19 protein-coding genes are annotated in these 19918 nt (G+C 58.5%); 11 read left to right on the forward strand and 8 right to left on the reverse strand.

Going from position 1 to position 19918, the window contains the following annotated elements; genetic code table 11:
* Nucleotides 1-39: 39 nt before the first annotated feature.
* The gene (locus GOW48_RS09690) at nt 40-606 is read right to left on the reverse strand and encodes a tetratricopeptide repeat protein (RefSeq protein WP_170753283.1); all 567 of its coding nucleotides are present in this window, start codon (nt 604-606) and stop codon (nt 40-42) included.
* A 30-nt stretch (nt 607-636) separates the two neighbouring features.
* On the reverse strand, nt 637-1125 hold the full coding sequence (locus tag GOW48_RS09695) for an Lrp/AsnC family transcriptional regulator (RefSeq protein ID WP_170753285.1): 489 nt from the start codon (nt 1123-1125) through the stop codon (nt 637-639).
* A gap of 103 nt (nt 1126-1228) precedes the next feature.
* Between GOW48_RS09695 and putA the strand changes: the two genes are divergently transcribed.
* Together putA and GOW48_RS09705 are read left to right on the forward strand one after the other, a co-directional pair.
* Nucleotides 1229-4630, forward strand: a complete 3402-nt coding sequence (gene putA, locus GOW48_RS09700) for a bifunctional proline dehydrogenase/L-glutamate gamma-semialdehyde dehydrogenase PutA (RefSeq protein WP_170753287.1) — start codon at nt 1229-1231, stop codon at nt 4628-4630.
* A gap of 42 nt (nt 4631-4672) precedes the next feature.
* Complete coding sequence (locus GOW48_RS09705; RefSeq protein WP_170753290.1) at nt 4673-5416, forward strand: rhomboid family intramembrane serine protease; 744 nt, start codon at nt 4673-4675, stop codon at nt 5414-5416.
* Here GOW48_RS09705 and GOW48_RS09710 read toward each other — a convergent pair.
* Nucleotides 5381-6223: an IclR family transcriptional regulator gene (locus GOW48_RS09710; RefSeq protein ID WP_170753292.1), complete on the reverse strand. Its 843-nt coding sequence runs from the start codon at nt 6221-6223 to the stop codon at nt 5381-5383. The two genes, GOW48_RS09705 and GOW48_RS09710, sit on opposite strands and share 36 nt — an antisense overlap.
* A 187-nt stretch (nt 6224-6410) precedes the next feature.
* Here GOW48_RS09710 and bhcA point away from each other — a divergent pair, with 187 nt between their 5' ends.
* Genes bhcA through bhcD form a run of 4 tightly spaced genes read left to right on the forward strand, consistent with a single transcriptional unit; the run spans nt 6411 to nt 10758 of the window.
* Nucleotides 6411-7601 (forward strand): L-aspartate--glyoxylate aminotransferase BhcA, encoded by a 1191-nt coding sequence (bhcA, locus tag GOW48_RS09715; protein WP_170753293.1) that lies wholly within the window; start codon nt 6411-6413, stop codon nt 7599-7601.
* An 11-nt stretch (nt 7602-7612) separates the two neighbouring features.
* Nucleotides 7613-8584, forward strand: coding sequence for a beta-hydroxyaspartate dehydratase BhcB (bhcB, locus tag GOW48_RS09720; protein WP_170352404.1), 972 nt, complete (start codon nt 7613-7615; stop codon nt 8582-8584).
* Between the two features lie 11 nt (nt 8585-8595).
* A complete protein-coding gene (bhcC, locus tag GOW48_RS09725) occupies nt 8596-9759 on the forward strand; it encodes a 3-hydroxy-D-aspartate aldolase BhcC (protein ID WP_170352403.1) in 1164 nt (387 codons plus the stop codon).
* A 15-nt stretch (nt 9760-9774) separates the two neighbouring features.
* On the forward strand, nt 9775-10758 hold the full coding sequence (gene bhcD / locus GOW48_RS09730) for an iminosuccinate reductase BhcD (RefSeq protein ID WP_214648659.1): 984 nt from the start codon (nt 9775-9777) through the stop codon (nt 10756-10758).
* Nucleotides 10759-10812: 54 nt separating this feature from the next.
* Here the strand turns inward: bhcD and GOW48_RS09735 are convergent, their stop codons facing one another.
* Together GOW48_RS09735 and GOW48_RS09740 are read right to left on the reverse strand one after the other, a co-directional pair.
* Nucleotides 10813-11598, reverse strand: coding sequence for an inositol monophosphatase family protein (locus GOW48_RS09735; RefSeq protein ID WP_170753297.1), 786 nt, complete (start codon nt 11596-11598; stop codon nt 10813-10815).
* A 96-nt stretch (nt 11599-11694) separates the two neighbouring features.
* Nucleotides 11695-12600: a LysR family transcriptional regulator gene (locus tag GOW48_RS09740; protein WP_170352400.1), complete on the reverse strand. Its 906-nt coding sequence runs from the start codon at nt 12598-12600 to the stop codon at nt 11695-11697.
* A gap of 93 nt (nt 12601-12693) precedes the next feature.
* Between GOW48_RS09740 and metF the strand changes: the two genes are divergently transcribed.
* On the forward strand, nt 12694-13560 hold the full coding sequence (metF, locus tag GOW48_RS09745) for a methylenetetrahydrofolate reductase [NAD(P)H] (protein ID WP_170753528.1): 867 nt from the start codon (nt 12694-12696) through the stop codon (nt 13558-13560).
* Nucleotides 13561-13723: 163 nt separating this feature from the next.
* Nucleotides 13724-14377, forward strand: a complete 654-nt coding sequence (locus tag GOW48_RS09750; RefSeq protein ID WP_170753299.1) for a J domain-containing protein — start codon at nt 13724-13726, stop codon at nt 14375-14377.
* Between the two features lie 58 nt (nt 14378-14435).
* On the opposite strand, the gene GOW48_RS09755 is transcribed toward GOW48_RS09750, so the two are convergent.
* Nucleotides 14436-14954 carry a YHS domain-containing (seleno)protein gene (locus GOW48_RS09755; protein WP_170352397.1) on the reverse strand — a complete coding sequence of 173 codons (519 nt, stop codon included), beginning with the start codon at nt 14952-14954 and terminating at the stop codon, nt 14436-14438.
* Between the two features lie 248 nt (nt 14955-15202).
* On the opposite strand from GOW48_RS09755, the gene yghU reads away from it, so the two are divergent.
* Nucleotides 15203-16081 (forward strand): glutathione-dependent disulfide-bond oxidoreductase, encoded by an 879-nt coding sequence (gene yghU, locus GOW48_RS09760; protein ID WP_170753300.1) that lies wholly within the window; start codon nt 15203-15205, stop codon nt 16079-16081.
* A gap of 35 nt (nt 16082-16116) precedes the next feature.
* Here the strand turns inward: yghU and GOW48_RS09765 are convergent, their stop codons facing one another.
* Complete coding sequence (locus GOW48_RS09765; RefSeq protein ID WP_170753302.1) at nt 16117-16905, reverse strand: SseB family protein; 789 nt, start codon at nt 16903-16905, stop codon at nt 16117-16119.
* Nucleotides 16898-17485 carry a uracil-DNA glycosylase family protein gene (locus tag GOW48_RS09770; RefSeq protein ID WP_170753304.1) on the reverse strand — a complete coding sequence of 196 codons (588 nt, stop codon included), beginning with the start codon at nt 17483-17485 and terminating at the stop codon, nt 16898-16900. The genes GOW48_RS09765 and GOW48_RS09770 overlap by 8 nt, the downstream gene beginning before the upstream one ends.
* A gap of 217 nt (nt 17486-17702) precedes the next feature.
* Between GOW48_RS09770 and GOW48_RS09775 the strand changes: the two genes are divergently transcribed.
* Nucleotides 17703-18362, forward strand: a complete 660-nt coding sequence (locus GOW48_RS09775; protein ID WP_170352393.1) for an ABC transporter ATP-binding protein — start codon at nt 17703-17705, stop codon at nt 18360-18362.
* Nucleotides 18340-19914, forward strand: a complete 1575-nt coding sequence (locus GOW48_RS09780; protein WP_170753306.1) for a capsule biosynthesis protein — start codon at nt 18340-18342, stop codon at nt 19912-19914. Before GOW48_RS09775 ends, GOW48_RS09780 begins: the two co-directional genes overlap by 23 nt.
* The last annotated feature ends 4 nt before the right edge of the window (nt 19915-19918 follow it).

Raw genomic sequence — 19918 nt, forward strand, 5'->3', positions numbered from 1 at the left:
CACCAACGCCCCCGGAGTTCTTTTCGGGGGCGTTGATCTTCAGATGTCTTCGCCCTTCGGGGCAAGTGGTCCCCCGGCGTCCAGCAAATGGCGTTCGGACAACCACGGGTTAAGCTTCAACGCCTGTTGCAAAGTCTCACGCGCTTCATCAACCCGCTTTAAGCCCAACAAGGTCAGCGCCTTACCGCTAATGGCAGCCACATGGTTGGGCGACAGCTCGATCGCTCGGTCCAGATCAGGCAGCGCCGCCTGATAGTCTTGTCGCAGAAAATGCGCAAAGGCGCGCTGGTTATAACCTTCGGCGTAAGAGGGACAATATTCGACCAGTTTGTCGAAATCCTCGATCGCGCCCAACAAATCCCATTGGCTACGGCGGGTCATGCCACGATCCAGCACGGCCTGTGCGCTGTCGTCCGGTGCGTCGGCCCAAAATTCCCACAGCTGGTTTGAAAGGATTTGCGCGGCGCGCTCATTCTCGGCTTGCTGGATTTGCGTGATGATCCCGGCAACTCCGTCCGAGTGGTCCGGCGCAGCGGGGCACCCCTCGGACTGGGCCGCAATTGTGCTCGAGACCAGAAATGCAAAAGCTGTAACGATCTGTTTCATGTCTCAATGGTGACGCGCCATACACGTTCGTCAACCCACTGCATCGATCCCGCCCGAGACGCCGGTTTCCTTCACGGCCTCCATCGCCACAAAGGTCGAGGTGCTGGCCACATGCGGCAAGGAAGAGATTTTCTCGGCCAGAACCGCGCGGTATTCCGACATCGACCCGGTGCGGATTTTCAGCAGATAGTCGAAATTCGACGCGATCATATGGGCTTGCTCGATCTCGCCCACCTTCCGTACAGCGGCATTGAACTCGGCCAGTGCCTTTTCTCGGGTGTCGGTCAGGCGCACTTCTACAAAGGCCACATGGTCCAGTCCAAGGCGGATCGGGTCCAGCAGGGCGCGGTACCCGGTGATGATCCCGTCTGCCTCAAGTTTCTTCACACGTGCTTGAGTGGGCGATTTTGACAAACCGATCCGCCGCGCGAGGTCCGCGACCGAGATGCGCCCATCCTCGGACAGAATCGCCAGAATGGCGCGGTCGAACCGATCCAAGTCGGGAAAGTCCATTTGCATCACATCCGCCCCTCAAATTAGTCCAATCGACTGCATACTGCGAAATTTAGGGCAATCAGCCCGCCAAAGCGATCCTATATTTAACCAAAGCACCGGAGGATTCATGTCACACAGCCTGCGCACCCATATTGACGCCCAAACCTATGCCGACCCGTCGGCCGTTCTGGACAGCCTGATCGCGCAGGCCGATCTGAGCGACACGGATCGTGCCGCCATCTGTACGGCCGCAGCCGAACTGGTGCGCGACATCCGTGCCAGCACCTCGCCGGGGATGATGGAGGTCTTTCTGGCCGAATACGGCCTCTCCACCGATGAAGGCGTCGCGCTGATGTGTCTGGCCGAGGCGCTGCTGCGGGTGCCTGATGCCGACACGATTGACGCGTTGATCGAGGATAAGATCGCGCCCTCGGACTGGGGCAAGCATCTGGGGCAATCCTCGTCCCCGCTGGTCAATGCGTCCACATGGGCACTGATGCTGACGGGCAAGGTTCTGGACGAGGGCAAAGTCTCGCCGGTCAGCGCCTTGCGCGGGGCAATCAAACGGCTGGGAGAGCCGGTGATCCGCACCGCAGTGGGCCGCGCGATGAAGGAAATGGGCCGTCAGTTCGTTCTGGGCGAGACGATCCAATCCGCCATGGACCGCGCCAGCGCGATGGAGACCAAGGGCTATACCTATTCCTATGACATGCTGGGCGAGGCGGCCCGGACCGAGGCTGACGCCGCCCGCTATCACCTATCTTATTCGCGCGCGATTGCGGCCATTGCCGATGCCTGCACGCATGATGACATTCGCGCCAATCCGGGGATCTCGGTCAAGCTGTCCGCCCTGCACCCGCGCTATGAGCTGGCGCAGGAACAGCGCGTGATGGATGAGCTTGTTCCCCGCCTACGCGCCTTGTGCCTGCTGGCCAAAGCCGCCGGGATGGGCCTGAACGTGGACGCCGAGGAGGCCGACCGCCTGTCTTTGTCTCTGCAAGTGATCGAAGAGGTGATGTCCGAACCCGCCCTTGCCGGATGGGACGGGTTCGGGATCGTGGTGCAGGCCTATGGCCCCCGCGCCGGGGTGGTTCTGGACACGCTCTATGACATGGCGCAACGCCACGACCGCAAGCTGATGGTGCGGCTGGTGAAAGGCGCCTATTGGGATACAGAGGTCAAGCGCGCGCAGGTCGAAGGCGTCGATGGCTTTCCCGTCTTCACTCGCAAGGCGGCGACCGATATTTCCTACATCACCAATGCGCGCAAATTGCTGGGCATGACCGATCGGATCTATCCGCAGTTCGCAACCCATAACGCCCATACGGTCAGCGCGATCCTGCACATGGCTGATGGGCAGCCCTTCGAATTCCAGCGCTTGCACGGCATGGGCGAGACGCTGCACGAGCTGGTCAAGGACCAGAACGCCACCCGCTGCCGCATCTATGCGCCGGTGGGTGCACATCGTGACCTGCTGGCCTATCTGGTGCGGCGCCTGTTGGAAAATGGTGCGAATTCCTCCTTCGTGAACCAGATCGTGGATGAGGACGTGCCGCCCGAAGTGGTCGCCGCCGATCCCTTTGTCACGATCATCGACGCCGCCCGCCCCCTGCCCACCGGCCCCGACCTGTTCCGGCCCGAGCGCCCCAATTCGCGCGGGTTCGACCTGCACCACACGCCAACGCTGGATCGGATCGACGCCGCGCGCGATGCCTTTCGTGCACATCACTGGTACGCGCAGCCCCTGCTGTCGGACGATGCGCGCCCCGAAGGCGATCAGCCCGTCACCAACCCCGCCCAGCCACAAGACCGCCCCGGAGCGGTCGCCCCGGCCAGTACCGCAGATGTGGAACTGGCGCTGGCCTCTTCCGCACCGTGGCAAGCCCCATCCGCCCAGCGCGCGCAGGTGCTGAACGCAGCCGCTGATCTTTACGAGGCGCATTTCGGCGAACTGTTCGCCCTGCTGGCGCGCGAGGCCGGGAAGTCTCTGCCCGACGCAGTGGCAGAACTGCGCGAGGCCGTGGATTTCCTGCGCTACTACGCCGCCAATATCCCCAATGCCAACCCCGCGGGCATTTTCACCTGTATCAGCCCGTGGAACTTCCCACTGGCGATTTTCACCGGGCAAATTTCGGCGGCTCTGGCCACCGGCAATGCCGTTCTGGCCAAACCGGCACCACAGACACCTCTGATCGCACATCGGGCCGTGCAACTGCTGCACGAGGCGGGTGTGCCGCGCGATGCGCTGCAATTGCTGCCGGGTGGCCCGCACGTGGGGGCGGCGCTGACATCCGATGCGCGGGTGTCGGGGGTGGCTTTCACCGGCTCGACCGGCACGGCGTTGAAAATCCGCGCGGCGATGGCGGATCATCTGCAACCCGGCACGCCTCTGATCGCGGAAACCGGCGGACTGAATGCGATGATCGTCGACAGCACTGCCCTGCCCGAACAGGCCGTGCAATCCATCATCGAAAGCGCGTTTCAATCGGCGGGTCAGCGATGCTCGGCCCTGCGGTGCCTCTATGTGCAAGAGGATATCGCCGACGATCTGCTGACCATGCTGACCGGCGCAATGGAGGCCCTGGTGGTGGGCGATCCGTGGCTGATCGCAACCGATTGCGGCCCGGTGATTGACCGCGACGCGCGGCAAGGCATCGCCGACCACATCGCACAGGCTCGCAGTGAAGGTCGGGTATTGAAGGAACTGAGAACCCCGCCCGAGGGCACTTTCATCGCCCCCACCCTGATTGAAATCCCCGGCATTGCGGCACTTGGGCGCGAAATATTCGGCCCCGTGCTGCATGTGGCGCGGTTCAAGGCCTCAGATCTGGATCAGGTCATCGCCGACATCAACGCCACGGGCTATGGCCTGACATTCGGCCTGCACACCCGCATCGACGACCGCGTGCAGCATATCACCGAGGCCGTTCACGCGGGCAATATCTACGTCAATCGCAATCAGATCGGCGCCATTGTCGGCTCGCAACCCTTCGGCGGCGAGGGGCTGTCGGGGACGGGGCCCAAGGCGGGCGGGCCAAACTATATGGCGAGGTTCTGCGCGCCGGACCGGCAAAAGGTGGATGCCACATGGGACAACACCGCCAGTGACCTGCCCGACCCCACAGGCCAGCCGGCCCCGCTGCGCACTCGGTCGCTGCCCGGCCCCACCGGCGAATCCAACCGGCTCAGCGAATTCCCCCGTGCGCCGCTACTGTGCATGGGGCCGAGCGCAGACGCCGTTCAGGCGCAGGCCCAAGCGGTCGAGGCCCTTGGCGGCACCGCGATCCGCGCGTTTGGCATGATCGACCTGCACCGACTGGAGAACATCGCGAACATCTCAGGCGTATTGTGGTGGGGCGATGAGGCCACCGCGCGGCAGATCGAACAGCATCTGGCCCGTCGCCATGGCCCGATCCTGCCTCTGATTCCCGGCCTGCCCGACCGCGCGCGTGTGCTGAGTGAACGTCACGTTTGTGTCGACACAACCGCCGCAGGAGGCAACGCCGCCCTGCTTGGGGGTGCGGCGTAACCGGACCTTGACGCTGGGCCGCGAAAAGCCCAGCGTCGCGCCATGTTTCCAATCCGTGACCATAACCCCTCGGGGCGCACGCCTTACGTCGTCTATCTGCTGATGGCAGCGAATATCGTGATCTTCCTCAGCTATGTCGGGATCATGGATAACGCACGGTTACTCAATAAACTTTACTTCGATTATGCGGTAATCCCGGCCCGTATCACGGACGGATTTGCGCTGGAAACGCTTGTGACCTCGATGTTTTTGCATGGCGGTTGGATGCATCTGGCGGGCAACATGCTGTTTCTGTGGATTTTCGGAGACAATCTTGAAGACGAAATGGGGCATCTACCCTTTCTGCTGTTTTATGTGCTGGCCGGTATCGGAGCGGGGTTGATCCACGTCGTGACGGCTCCTGACTCAGTGATCCCCACGATTGGCGCGTCTGGTGCCATTGCTGGCGTCATGGGCGGGTATCTTCTGATGTTCCCCAAAGCCCGCGTCGACATCCTGTTGATCCTAGTCGTCTATTTCCGCGTATTTACTATCCCGGCCTTTGTCATGTTGGGGGTGTGGTTGGGAATGCAGTTCCTCGGCAGCCTGGCAAGCGATCCTGACAAGGGCGGTGTCGCCTATTGGGCACATACCGGCGGGTTCCTAGTCGGTCTGATCCTGTGCGTTCCCTTGTGGCTAAGGCGCGGCGCGATGTCTTATTGGAACCGCACCCACGGCCACCCGCCCCACCCCGAGCACGAATACAAGCTGTCACAATCCCGCATTCCCCGCATCCCGCGCCGGTAAGTGACCACCGCTTTGCCGCGTTACCTCTTGCGCGGCGGCCTGGACCAGCGCCCCCAGTTCCGGCGCGCGTTCAGCGTTGAACCGGACCGTTGGACCAGACACCGAGATACCTGCACAAGGCTCGCCCCGGTCGTTGAATATGGCTGCTCCGATGCAGGACATTCCCTGATATCGCTCCTCCCGGTCTAATGACCATCCCCGCGCGCGGGTTTGATCCAAGTCTGCCTGCAACCGGGTGTCGTCTATTAAAGTATGAGGCGTGAAGCGTTCCGGTTTGGCCCCGGTCATCAATCTGGTCAGCGCGGCCTCTCCCATCGCGGCCAGAATCGCCTTTCCCGTCCCCGAGGCATACATCGGCGTCCGCGCCCCCGGTGGGAAAAACGCCCGGATCGGGTTTGCTGTTTCAACCTGACCGACAAACACCACCTGCGCCCCGTCCGGGACCGCCAGATTGGCCGTTTCTCCGCTGTCCTGCATCAATCTGCGCAGGACTAGCCGCCCAATCTCGATCACACTATTACGTCGCAGGAACGAGGCCCCGGTCCGATAAGCCTCGATCCCGATCATCCACTCCTGTCGTTCTTCGTCGAAGGCCACGAACCCGTGTTTCTGCAAAGTCATCAGAATGCGGTGGGTGGTGGCCGTAGGTACACCAGTCTCACGTGCCAGATCGCTTAATGCTGCGCGCTCCTGCCGGGCAGTTTCGGTCAAAACACCTAGCGCGCGATCCAGCGACTGCATCGTCCCGGCCGTGCTTTCCTTGAACAAGGACTTCGGTCTACCGCGCTGTCTTTTTGAGGATTCCATCCCATTTTCTCCGGTTTGCGACGTCAAATTTTTTTGGCCCGTTTTTCTTCCCCAAGAAATGAAAAAAAGAAACTCAAATCAAATCAGCGCCTTAGTATTAAACTTGCAAAAATGAAAATATTTTTCAAGAAAATTGCATGGAACCGAGCATTCCCGGACACTGACTCCAAATGCGGAGGAACACGTCATGTCCAACCAAAACCCTGTTTTCATTCCCGGCCCAACTAACATCCCGGACAGGCTGCGTCTTGCAATGCAGGTCCAGACTCAGGACCACCGCGCGCCTGATTTCATCGAAACCTTTGCCCCCGTTCTTGAAGACACAAAGAAAGTTTTTGGCACCACCTCTGGTCAGGTCGTCACCTACCCCGCCAGCGGAACTGGCGGGTGGGAAGCTGCGGTGACCAACACGCTCAACCCCGGTGACAAGGTGCTGGTGGCGCGGTACGGCGTATTCAGTCACCGTTGGATCGACCTATGCCAACGGCATGGACTGGACGTTCAGGTGATCGACTGCCCTTGGGGCAGCGGTGCCCCTGCCGAGCAGTTTGAAACCGCCCTGTCCAAGGACAATGCACACCAAATCCGTGCAGTTCTGGTGACCCATAACGAAACCGCAACCGGCGTTCGGTCGGACATCAGTGCAGTTCGGCGCGCAATAGACACCGCCAATCATCCCGCGATGCTATTCGTAGATTGTGTCAGTTCCCTAGCGTCCATGCCGTTCGAGTTCGACGAATGGGGTGTCGATATCGCCGTGTCCGGGTCGCAAAAAGGGTTCATGCTGGCAACCGGAATGGCGATCCTTTGTGTCAGCCCCAAGGCTCTGGCGGCTTCGGCAACGGCGACGCTACCGCGCACGTTCTTCGATTTTCGCGACATGATGCAAGCCAATGCGTCTGGTGGCTTTCCTTATACCCCACCGCTGCAACTGATCTACGGGATGCGGGAAAGCCTGAAAATGTTGTTCGAGGAAGGGCTTGAGAATGTCTATGCCCGCCACACCCGTCTTGCTGAAGGCGTTCGGCGCGCCGTTGATGCCTGGGGCCTGCAACTGGTTGCCGAGGCGCCTGAGCTTTATTCCGACACTGTCAGCGCGATCTATGTACCGGATGGTATCAACAGCAATGCGCTGACAGATCATGCGTTCAACGCATACGGGATGTCATTCGGCATCGGCCTGGGCCAGCTTGATGGTAAGGCGTTTCGCATTGGTCATTTGGGTAGCCTGACGGATGCGATGGTCCTGTCCGGCCTGTCGACGATTGAGATGGCGATGGCCGATCTGCACTATCCGATCAACTTGGGCAGCGGAGTCGCCGCCGCACAGGATTTCTATCGCAAAGGGTCACCGGACCACGCCAAGGCAGCCGCATAAGGAGGGTTGAGATGTTGGACCATTCACAAGCCGCCAACTTGACGATCGCGGACATGCGCGCGGCGCAACGGCGGATCGCACCTCATATCAGACGCACACCACTGATGACGTCGGACTACCTGAATGACCTGACCGGCGCGCAGTTGTTCTTTAAATGCGAGAACTTTCAGGAGGCAGGTGCTTTCAAAGTGCGCGGTGCTTGCAACGCGGTCTTCAGCCTCAGCGATGAAGAGGCCGTCAAGGGGGTGTGCACCCATTCCAGCGGCAACCACGCGTTGTCGCTCTCATACGCTGCTGGTCGCCGGGGTATCCCGTGCAACGTCGTTATGCCCCGCACCGCGCCTCAGGCCAAGAAAGACGCGGTACGCAGGTATGGCGGTACCATCACGGAATGCGATCCTTCAACCTCATCGCGCGAGGCTACCTTTGCCGAGGTTCAGGCCCGGACAAGAGGTGAGTTCATCCACCCCTACAACGATCCGCGTGTGATCGCAGGGCAAGCCACTTGCTCGGCTGAATTGCTGGATCAAACCGGCGGCGTTGACGCCGTTATCGCCCCGATTGGCGGCGGCGGCATGGTTTCGGGCACCTGCCTGACCGTCTCGAACCTTGCATCCGGCACAGAGATTTACGCGGCCGAACCCGAGCAGGCGGATGATGCGTTTCGGTCCTTCAAGGCTGGGTACATAATTGCCGACGACGCACCCAATACCGTCGCTGACGGCTTGCTGGTGCCCTTGAAAGAGAACACATGGCACTTTGTCTCGAACCATGTGACGGACATTTTCACAGCCTCTGACGACGAGATCATCGCCGCTATGAAATTGACGTGGAAGCACCTTCGGGTGGTGATGGAACCATCTTCGGCAGTGCCATTGGCGGTCATCTTGAAGAACCAAGACGTGTTCCGCGGCAAACGTGTAGGCGTGATCATAACAGGCGGGAACGTCGATCTAGACAAGTTGCCATGGCTGCAAGGATGAGGAGAGAGAATATGAACAAATCCGCGAAATTTGACGATCTCGAGATCGGCTTCGACATCCCTGCCGCCATTGGGATGGACGAACGCGATATCCAGACGCCAAGCCTGATCCTGGACCTTGATGCGCTTGAACGAAATATCAAGAAGATGGGTGACTACGCCGAAGCGCACGGGATGCGGCATAGGGTGCATGGCAAAATGCACAAGTCCGTGGACGTAGCCAAGCTACAAGAAGAACTGGGTGGCGCGGTCGGCGTGTGCTGTCAGAAAGTGTCCGAGGCCGAAGTCTTTGCCCGTGGTGGTATCAAAGACATCCTCGTATCCAATCAGGTGCGCGACCCAGCCAAGATCGATCGCTTGGCGCGTCTGCCCAAACTGGGTGCGCGCACAATCGTCTGCGTAGATGACGTGGACAACGTCGCCGAGCTGTCGTCGGCAGCCACGCGGCACGGCGCCGAGTTGGAGGTTTTTGTCGAAATCGACTGCGGCGCAGGACGTTGCGGCGTGACCTCGACCGCAGCAGTCGTTGAAATCGCCCAAGCGGTTCACGCCGCCGCAAATCTTAAGTTCACAGGAATACAGGCCTATCAGGGTGCGATGCAGCACATGGACAGTTATGAAGCCCGCAAGGAAAAACTGGACGTCGCCATCGCGATGGTCAAAGACGCGGTCGACGGTTTGAAAGCGGAAGGGATAGACTGCGAACTGGTCTCGGGCGGGGGAACTGGGTCGTACTATTTTGAAAGCGAGTCAGGCGTTTACAATGAATTGCAATGCGGGTCTTACGCGTTCATGGATGCTGATTACGGACGCATTCTGGACAAGGACGGCAACCGGATTGACCAAGGTGAATGGGAGAACGCGCTGTTCATTCTGACCAGTGTCATGAGCCATTCCAAACCTGATATTGCGGTCTGCGATGCGGGTCTAAAAGCCCAGTCTGTCGATAGCGGCCTGCCCTTCGTATATGGGCGTGACGACGTGGAATACCTCAAATGTTCGGACGAACATGGCGTGATTGGCGACCCGGACGGGGTTTTGAAAGTCAATGACAAGCTACGGCTGGTGCCTGGTCACTGCGACCCCACTTGCAATGTCCATGACTGGTATGTCGGCGTACGCGGCGGCAAAGTCGAAGCGTTGTGGCCAGTGTCGGCGCGCGGAAAGGCGTATTAAGCGATGAGGGATGCCATGATCACTCAAGACGGACCGCTGATCGTGACCGAGGATTTATGTGCCCAACTCGTGGGCCGTCAACAAGCATTTGATGCTGTCGAGGCCGTCTTCGGCGCCATGGCCAGCGGCGGGGCGCGAAACTTTCCCGTGATCCGCGAGGCTTTGGGCCACGCAGATGCGATTTATGGGTTCAAGTCAGGGTTCGACCGCGAAGGGCAAGTGCTGGGCGTGAAGTCCGGTGGGTATTGGCCAGGGAATACAGATCGCGGCCTGACCAACCATCAATCCACAGTGTTCCTGTTCGACCCGGACACGGGTCGGCTGTCGGCACTGGTTGGCGGCAACTATCTGACGGCGGTGCGCACTGCGGCGTCATCTGCTGTGTCCATCGCTTATCTGGCCCGTAAGGACGCCAAGGTTCTGGGCATGGTCGGGGCTGGCCATCAATCCACCTTTCAACTGCGCGCAGCCGCCGAGCAACGCGCGTTCGAAAAGGTCGTGGCGTGGAATCCACATCCGGACATGCTGCCTCGATTGGCCTCCGTCGCTGACGAGATTGGGTTGGAATTCGAAAGCGTCAGCCCACAGGAGTTGGGCGCACAGGCGGACGTGATCATCACCATCACCTCGGCTTTCGAGCCCTTGCTGATGAAGGAGTGGATCGAACCCGGCACCCATCTGGCCTGTATGGGCACCGACACCAAAGGAAAGCAAGAAGTCGACCCGGCACTGGTCTCTGCGGCCTCGGTCTTTACGGATGAGGTGGCGCAATCCGTCTCGATTGGTGAAGCGCAGCACGCCGTTGGCAACGGGGCTCTTACAGAGAAGGCTATTACGCCCATCGGCGCTGTGATCAATGGCGTTCATCCTGGCCGGGTTTCGGCGGATCAGATCACCTTGTTCGATGGAACAGGCGTCGGCCTGCAGGACCTGGCGGTCGCATCCGTCGCCGCACGGCTGGCTGAAGACTGCGGGTTAGCCCAACGCATTGCGTTATAAACAAAAAAGCGCGCCTTGTACGGGGCGCGCTTGTTCGGCACTGGCTTAAGAAAATCAGCCACGGATCACCTTCGAGAACTGGTCAAAGATCGGCTCATTCGAACAGATAACCTCACCATCCTCCAAGACACTGCCTTCCGGATTGATGGCTTGCACAAATCCGCCAGCCTCTTTCACGATGATGATCCCGGCTGCCACGTCCCACGCGTTCAGTCGACGCTCCCAATAGCCTTCGTAACGCCCTGCAGCGACATAAGCCAAATCCAGCGCTGCCGATCCCCAACGGCGCACGCCAGCGCAGGTGGGCATGATACGAGCCAGATCCTGCAAGGTAGCAGGCAGGTCGGAACGGCCACCAAAAGGCAAACCGGTCGCAAAGATCGATTCGATCATACGGTGACGGCCCGAAACGCGGATGCGGGTGTCGTTCATCCACGCGCCTTCGCCCTTTTCGGCAAAGAACATCTCGTCCTTGGCAGGGTCATAGATCACGCCCGAAACGATCTTGCCCTTGTGTTCCAGAGCGATCGAAATCGCCCAATGCGGCAGCCCGTGCAGAAAGTTCGTGGTGCCGTCCAGCGGGTCGACAATCCAGCGGCGCGTTGGGTCTTCACCCGCCTGCCCGCCGCCTTCTTCACCCAGCCAGCCATAGGTCGGGCGCGCACCCAGCAGTTCCTCTTTCAGGATCGCCTCGGCGGCGATGTCGGCCTTGGAGACAAAGTCACCCGCACCTTTCATCGAGACCTGCAGGTTCTCGACTTCGCGGAAATCCTTGACCAGAGACCGCCCCGCCTTGCGCGCGGCTTTGATCATGATGTTGAGGTTTGCACTGCCTACCATTGTCCCAAGGCTCCTGTTCGGTCAAACCGCGCGTATACTGATGCAATGCGCCCTTGCCAAGAGGCTTGATGCGCATAGCAGCCCCGCGTTTTGCGCCTATTGCGATTGCAGCTTGCGCGCCTCGGTCCCGGCCAGTTCGATCAGTTCCTGCACATAGGGTTTTTCAAGGTCCTCGGACCGCACCGCGGCATACAGACTGCGGGTGATCCCGTCCTTGGTCAGTGGCCGGGTCACATAGTCCGAGTTATACTTGACCTCGCGCACCACCCAGTCGGGCAGGACCGAAATCCCCCGGTTCGAAGCGACCAGCAACAGGATAACTGCTGTCAGCTCCACCTGCCGGATGGCCGCCGGTTCCACTCGCGCCGGGATCAGCAACTGGCTGAACACGTCCAAACGCGTGCGTTCGACCGGATAGGTGATCAGAGTCTGACCGCGGAAATCCTCGGCCTCAATGAAATCCTTTTGTGCCAATGGGTGGGCCGAGGCCGCAACGAACACCGCGTCATAGTCGAAAAGCTTGATGAACTCGACCCCCGGTAAGTCTTCTGGGTCAGATGACACCACCAGATCAACCTCTTCCTTCTGCAGCGCGGGCAAGGCGTCAAACGCCAGACCGGGGCGGATATCGACATCCACATCGCCCCAGGATTTCCGGAACGCCTCCAGCACCGGAAACAGCCATTCGAAACAGGCATGGCACTCGATCGCGATATGCATCCGGCCCGTGCGCCCGTCACGCAGGGAAGAAAATTCGTGCTGCGTCGCTTCGACCTGCGGTAGTATCTGTTCGGCCAGCCGCAACAGGCGCAACCCCGCCGCCGACAGCTTCATCGGTTTGGAGCGACGCAGGAACAGCTCAACCCCGGCCTGATCCTCAAGCCCTTTGATCTGATGACTCAACGCCGATTGGGTGATGTTCAGCTGATCCGCCGCGCGGGCCAGGCCGCCGCATTCATGGATCGCCTTGATCGTGCGCAGGTGCCGGAATTCGATATGCATTCAATGGAACTCATGTTGTTCTTGAGGAATATGAGTTTGTCTCACAATGCAGGTCATGGCACAAGGCCTGCAACCAGTATTTACGAGGCCGAGATGACACAACCTGAGATTTCATTCGAATTCTTCCCGCCCCAAACGCTCGAGGCCTCGTTCCGCCTGTGGGACACCGTGCAGACGCTGGCTCCGCTGGACCCGCGCTTTGTGTCAGTCACCTATGGTGCTGGTGGCACCACGCGGGAATTGACCCGCGATGCGGTGGCGACTTTGCACAAGTCTTCGGGTCTTCCCGTGGCCGCGCATTTGACGTGCGTCGATGCGACCCGCGCTGAGACCCTGCAAATAGCAGATTCCTTCGCCAAGGCAGGTGTGAAAGACATCGTGGCACTGCGTGGCGACCCCCCCAAAGGACAGGACCGGTTCGTCCCTCATCCAGACGGGTTCGCCAATTCGGTCGAACTGATCGAAGCGCTTTCAGACACCGGCGCGTTCAACATCCGCGTGGGCGCCTATCCAGACATCCACCCCGAAGCGCAATGCGCTCGCACTGATATCGACTGGTTGAAAGCCAAGCTGGACGCTGGCGCAGACGAAGCGCTGACGCAGTTCTTCTTTGAGGCCGAGACTTTTTTCCGCTTCCGCGACGCCTGCGAAAAGGCCGGGATCGATAAGCCCATCGTGCCGGGCATCCTGCCAATCGAGAACTGGAAAGGCGCGCGCAACTTTGCCAAACGTTGTGGCACACGCATTCCCGGCTGGATCGAGCAGGCATTTGACAAGGCCCTCCGGGATGACCGCGAGGATTTGCTGGCTACTGCATTGTGCACCGAGCTGTGCTCGGACCTGATAGAAGGCGGTGTGGACAAACTGCATTTTTATACACTGAACCGGCCAGAACTGACGCGCGATGTCTGCTTTGCCCTTGGGATCACACCAAAGCCCTCGTTGCAGAACGTGGCCTAGCGAAAGGCCGGACGATACCCGGCCAATCAGACGCAATAGTGGGAACAATCAAAATAGTTAACTGGAAATTGTTCCCACATACCCCCTAAAAACTCACCAAATTTGACAAAATTGCGACCGTCACAACACTAGGGCATGTTGTTGTTTAGTGAGTGATTTGGGTATGGAAGCAGTTGAAAAGATCAAGGCGCGGACAGATGCTTTGTTTGCGCTTGGGCTGGACCACAATGCCAGTTCCAACGACATCCGCAACGCTTGGCGCAAGATTGCCTTCAGCGCACATCCTGACCGCGCTGACAATGATTGCTCGGATTTTGTCCGCGCCAAAGACGCTTATGATCTTTTGCGGCAAGAGGGGCTGACCACCAAGAACCCGATGCATGGCAAGCCCAAAAGGCCCAAGCTGCGCAAACGCGTGATCCGGTTGAAAGACACCGAAGTCAGCGCGTGTCGTGATCTTCTTGCTCGGGCGTTGGCCCATTCTGGCAACATTGCGCCAACTGACGATGGCGACCAAATCGTTGCTGACTCGGACCACATCCCCAGCGCTATCGAGTGTTTTGGTCGAAACCTGATATACTTCGTGAAATCTCCGGTTTGCAAAGGTGCGAACCGCGTTGCTTTGCCGACATCTGTTCTGGTCGGGTTTCGCAAAACGGAAACCGAAGTTTTGAATTTCCAATCCAAGAACGCAGGTGCCGGCGAAGTCGTTGTCCCTGACGCGATCATGGCCCGAAAGTTTCCTGGCGCCAAAAGTGTTCGCATACGGTTCGATGCGGATCAGGCCCTGCAGGATGCCTTTGAACTGGCAAGCTGAGGCCTGAAATGCAAAAACCCGGCTGATGCCAGCCGGGTTTTCGTTTGTCAGATTCCATTTAGTTGGAAATCGGAGCGTCCGAGGTAAATTTCGGGATAACTGCGGTCGAAGCTTTCGCAGGCTCGATACCCGGCCAGTTACCTTCCGCCAGATTGATGTTACCCGGGATATCTTCCTCGAAGAATCCAACAACCACGTCCGTGATGTTCAGGTACAGCTTGTCATCAACGATGCGCCACAGGTTCGGGTTGGCCGGAACCTTGCCGCCACGTGACACGCCGTAGGCGCAATGGCCATCATACTGCGGCGCGTAGTACGCGGGGTTCTCCAAAAACTTGTCGCGGTTTTCTTCGGTCGAGAATGCCCAGGTTGCGCCATTGTATTCAGCGGTGATGTCGGAACGCCCACGAACGCCCGCCGGCTGCGCCTTACCAACCGGTGACTGATCCAGGCTGCGATAGGCCACAACATCATAGCCTGAAACAGCATAACCGGTTCCATCAACATACTGATCACCAGCGAATGCTGGAACAGCGAATGCCAGCGTTGCTGCAAGGGTCAGGGCAAAACGTTTCATATAGGTCAATCCTCTTGTCCTTAGGTTTCAAGGTCACCCGCGTTCCGGGTCTGACCAGACAATAAGCGATTTCAGGGCTCAGAGCAGTCCTGCTCGCGGCGCTGTGACGTCCGATGAAGAAACGTGAGAGTATTGGCGCCGAATGTTACAAAATGAACCACAGATGCGGGGTTGGACTCGGCGCTTTGCAATATTAGCTGTTGCTGCGGACAGACAATGCACACCAGATTTGCTGAGGAAGGCAAGAAATGAGCGAGCAATCGACCTATACCCCGCCAAAGGTTTGGACTTGGGACAGTCAGAATGGCGGGCAATTCGCCAATATCAACCGCCCCATTTCCGGCGCGACGCACGACAAAGACCTGCCTGTAGGACGCCATCCGTTCCAGTTGTATTCGCTGGCAACGCCAAACGGTGTCAAAGTCACGGTGATGCTGGAAGAACTGTTGGCCCTTGGCCATGAAGAGGCCGAGTATAACGCCTGGCTGATCAATATCGGCGAGGGCGATCAATTCAGTTCGGGCTTTGTCGGGGCAAACCCGAACTCAAAGATACCCGCGCTTTGGGACCGGTCGGGGGATGAACCTGTGCGCGTGTTCGAAAGCGCCTCGATCCTGTTCCATTTGGCCGAGAAATTCGACGCCTTTCTGCCGAAATCCGGTCCCGAACGGACTGAGGTGATGAACTGGGTGTTCTGGCAGATGGGCAGCGCACCTTATCTGGGCGGCGGGTTCGGCCATTTCTATGCGTATGCGCCCGAGAAATGGGAATACCCGATCAACCGGTTTGCCATGGAAACCAAGCGCCAGTTAGACGTTCTGGACAAGCAACTGGCGGAAAATGCCTATATTGCAGGCGACGATTACAGCATCGCCGACATGGCCATCTGGCCCTGGTACGGTCAGTTGGTTCTGGGACGTCTGTATGACGCCGCCGAATTCCTGGACGTCGAATCCTATAAGAACGTTATGCGTTGGGCCAAAGCAGTCGACGAACGCCCCGCAGTACTGCGCGGTCGCATGGTCAACCGTCCCTTCGGTGAAAAGCACATGCAGCTTCACGAACGCCACGAGGCCAGCGACTTTGAAACCCGCACTCAGGACAAGCTGGAACCTGCAGCAGAGTAACGCATGGGCCTCGCAGCTTAATCTGCGGGGCCTTATTATTGCAGAATTGGTGGTTTATCCGGGTCGCTGCCCGGTGCTATCTGCGCATATTCGGACGTCTCGGGCTGGGGCAAATCGAACCTCAGCCCAACGCGGGCCAACGCTGCGGCAGCCGGGTCGTGCGCTGCAAAAAAGCCGACATCCATGGCCCCAGCTTCGATACCCGAAAAGGTCAACGCCTCGGACGCAGCTTTGGCCAGTGCAGCCTCAGCCCCGCTCACCGCTCCGACAAAGCCCAGCAGATGACCTGTGCCACCCTCAGACGTCTTTGTGCCGACCAGATATGCCGCCTGCGCCAGACCAACGGCCGTTGCCAGTTTGGCGTCTAGGGCCGTTAACAGATCGTCGGGCAACCCAACAGGGGGTAGGAACTCGGACAGGTGTTGCTGCACTTCCTCTGGCGCGTGCTGCAAAGTCGTAGCCAACCATCCAAGGGCCTCGGACGGGATCAGCATGGACGATGGCGCGACCTCAAGGTTCAGACCCAGACCAATCCCCTGACCGGCCAGCATGTTGGACAAAATCCGCCCCGACAAAGCAACATAAGGCACCGGGCGTTCCGCAAATCGGGCAAGCCGATCTTCCCGATCGAAAGCCAGAACAAACCGGCCGTCAGCCACATCGAACAATTCGGGCGAGATGTTTTCGTCTTTCGCCTCTTCGGTCAGCAAAAGAAACAACTCGCTATCCGCTAGCCGTTCAAAAAAGCGCAGTCGGGCAGCATCGTCCAGTGGGGCAACCTCCATCGCGGAATGGGCGGCATCCAGAGCTGTTGTGTCAGTCATTCAGAACCTCTTGCACCCGCGCACGCAAGACCGGCAGAAGGTCGGCCTCGAACCAGGGGTTTTTCTTCATCCATGCCGTATTCCGCCAAGACGGATGAGGCAAGGCAAAGACGCGCGGCGCATGGTCCCGCCAGTTGCGCACCGTTTCCGTCACCGAGCTTTTGGTGCCCAGGTGATATTTATGCGCATGGCCCCCGACCAGAACCGTTAACGGCATTTCTCCCAGCGCTTGCATCACCCGGTCATGCCAAGTTTGCCCGCAGATCGGCGGTGGAGGTAGATCGGCTTTGCGCACATCATATCCGGGAAAGCAGAATGCCATTGGCACAATCGACACCTTTGAGCGGTCATAAAATGTCGGTTCATCAAGCCCCAACCAATCCCGCAGGCGATCCCCGGAGGGGTCGGTAAAAGGCCGACCGGATTCGTGAACGCGTGCGCCGGGTGCCTGCCCTGCAATCAGAACCGAAGTTCCTTTGCGGAACCAGACCACCGGCCGAGGTTCGTGCGCAGTGTGCGTGTCGGCAAACCTATCGGCGCAGATCCTGCAGGCTGCGATGTCTTTCTCGAGTGTATTCATCAGATCGCAAGGTTTCCTGCATCAAAATGAGTGACGGTTAGATCAAAGGATAGACAACGCGCCTTTGGACGCCAACAGATGGAAAAGTCACAATAGCAACAGCATGCAAGCGAACGCATTGATCCCCCCCCTCATTTTTCGACATAATGCAGCACGCGTGAACGCGGCATCACCGGCTTGGTCGGTGCAATAAAAAGACATATGTAGCAGGCCCAGTATGCTTGAGTTTGAGAACGTCAGTAAGTCTTTCTGGACCGGGACGCGCCGCAAGGTGATCCTGGACCGGGTGTCGTTCAGGGTTGAGCTTGGAAAATCTCTGGGCGTGCTTGCCCCGAACGGCACTGGCAAAACAACACTGATCAACATGATGGCCGGGTTAGAGAAACCGGATGAAGGCGTGATCCGCAAGTCCTGCCGGATTTCGTTTCCGATGGGGTTCACTGGTGGCGTTGCGAACAAGCTTTCGGCACTGGAAAACGCGCGATACATCGCGAAAATCTATGGCATGGATCCCGATTACGTCGAAGCCTATTGTAAATGGCTGTGCAATCTGGGCGAGTATTTTGATCAGCCAATGGCCACGTATTCATCGGGCATGAAGGCCCGCTTCACCTTTGCCTTGATGCTGGCACTTGATTTCGACATGTATCTGATTGACGAAGGCATGCCCGCCACCACGGATGTCGAATTCAACAGGAAAGCCGGTGACATTCTGAGGGAAAGGTTGCGCACGACCACGTTGGTCATCGTATCCCACAGCCCTGCAGTGCTGGAAAAATTCGCCCGTCAGGCTGCCGTTCTCGTGGACGGTCAGCTTTACATGTTTGACACCTTGGAAGAGGCTAAGCAGCTATATGACTACCAAACCCAAGGCTAGCATCTACAACCTGCGCCGCAAGCGCAAAGGCTCTGGCGACCCTGAAGCGCGCGCTGAGGCGATCTCGCGTATTCGCAAGGCAACGCAGGCTCCGGCCGCCGCAAACGAGTCGCAGACTGCTACAGAAATCGACGAGATCAAACGCGAAGGACTGACCGGGCGGCAGCTTAGGGTGGCACGACGTCTTGCTCAGAAAAACGGGCTTGCCGCAACCTCGGATTATGATGCCGTACGTCTTTTGCGGAAAAAAGGTATCGACCCGTTTGAACGGGCTAACCTTTTAGATCTGGCCGCTGAAAAGAAACGCACTGAGGGTGAGACCAAGGACAAAATCACCATCCAACTGCCCCAAACGTTTTCTGAAGCCGCTCAAACCCTGCCTGGCCCCGAAATGAACCCGGCAGAGCGTCGCGAGATTGAGATCAAGGAGATCCAAAGGGACATTGCTCGCAGACGCAGGCGCAAGCTGATGGCATTGTTCGCGCGCCTCGCTGCATTTGTTCTGCTTCCGACGCTAATCGTGGGCACCTATTTCTATCGCTACGCGACCCCAATGTATGCCAGCGATTCTGCTTTCTCGATTCTTCAGGCCGATGGCGGAGGCGCATCGTTCCGTGGGTTTTTGGCCGGTACGCAATATGCCACAGCGCAGGACTCGGTGGCGACGCAGGAGTTCCTGGAATCCAAAGATGCCCTTCTTCGGTTGGATCGGGACATGGGCTTCGCCGAAATCTTCAAACAGGAGTGGATTGATCCAATTCAGCGCCTGTCGCCTGATGCCAGTCTGGAAGAAACCTACAAGCTGTTCAAACGGATGATAACGATCGGATATGACCCAAGCGACGGGATCATACGGATGGAGGTTGCCGCCCCATCGGCCGAGCTTGCCGTCGGTCTGTCCGAGCGCTTGTTGTCCTATGCTGAAGAAACGATCAACGGACTGACCGAGTTGAAACGCGAAGACCAGATGCGCGAGGCCCGCGCCGGATTCGAGTTGGCCCAGGCCGAGCGCCGAAAAGCGCAGGAAGACTTGATCGAGTTGCAGTTGCAAGGTGCTTTGCTGGACCCTGAAAACGTGATCGCTGGTCTGCGCGGGCGCATCAACGCGCTGGAAACCGAGATTCAAGACAAAGAACTGCAATTGGCTGCTTTGCTGGACAACCTGCGGCCCAACCAAGCCAAGGTCGATGGCGCGCGTGCAGATATCCGTCGTCTTGAACAAGTCCTGGATGAGCTTAATGCACAGATGCTGGATGTCTCGGCAGGCGAAAATTCGCTTGCCCAGCTTAGCGTGCGCCTTCAAATGGCTCAGGCCGATTTGATTGCCCGGGATATGATGCTGCAAAACGCCATGCAGCAAATGGAAACCACCCGGACCGAGGCAAACCGTAAGGTTAGATATCTGACAGTCTCGGTTAATCCTGTGCCCAGTCAGGACCCCACTTACCCGCGCAAATTCGAAAATACGATTTTGGCATTCCTGTTGTTTGCTGGTATCTACCTGTTGATCTCGCTTACCGCGTCGGTCCTTCGTGAACAGGTATCCTCGTAAGACA

It is taken from the genome of Ruegeria lacuscaerulensis, assembly GCF_013033355.1.
Lineage (GTDB): Bacteria > Pseudomonadota > Alphaproteobacteria > Rhodobacterales > Rhodobacteraceae > Ruegeria > Ruegeria lacuscaerulensis_A.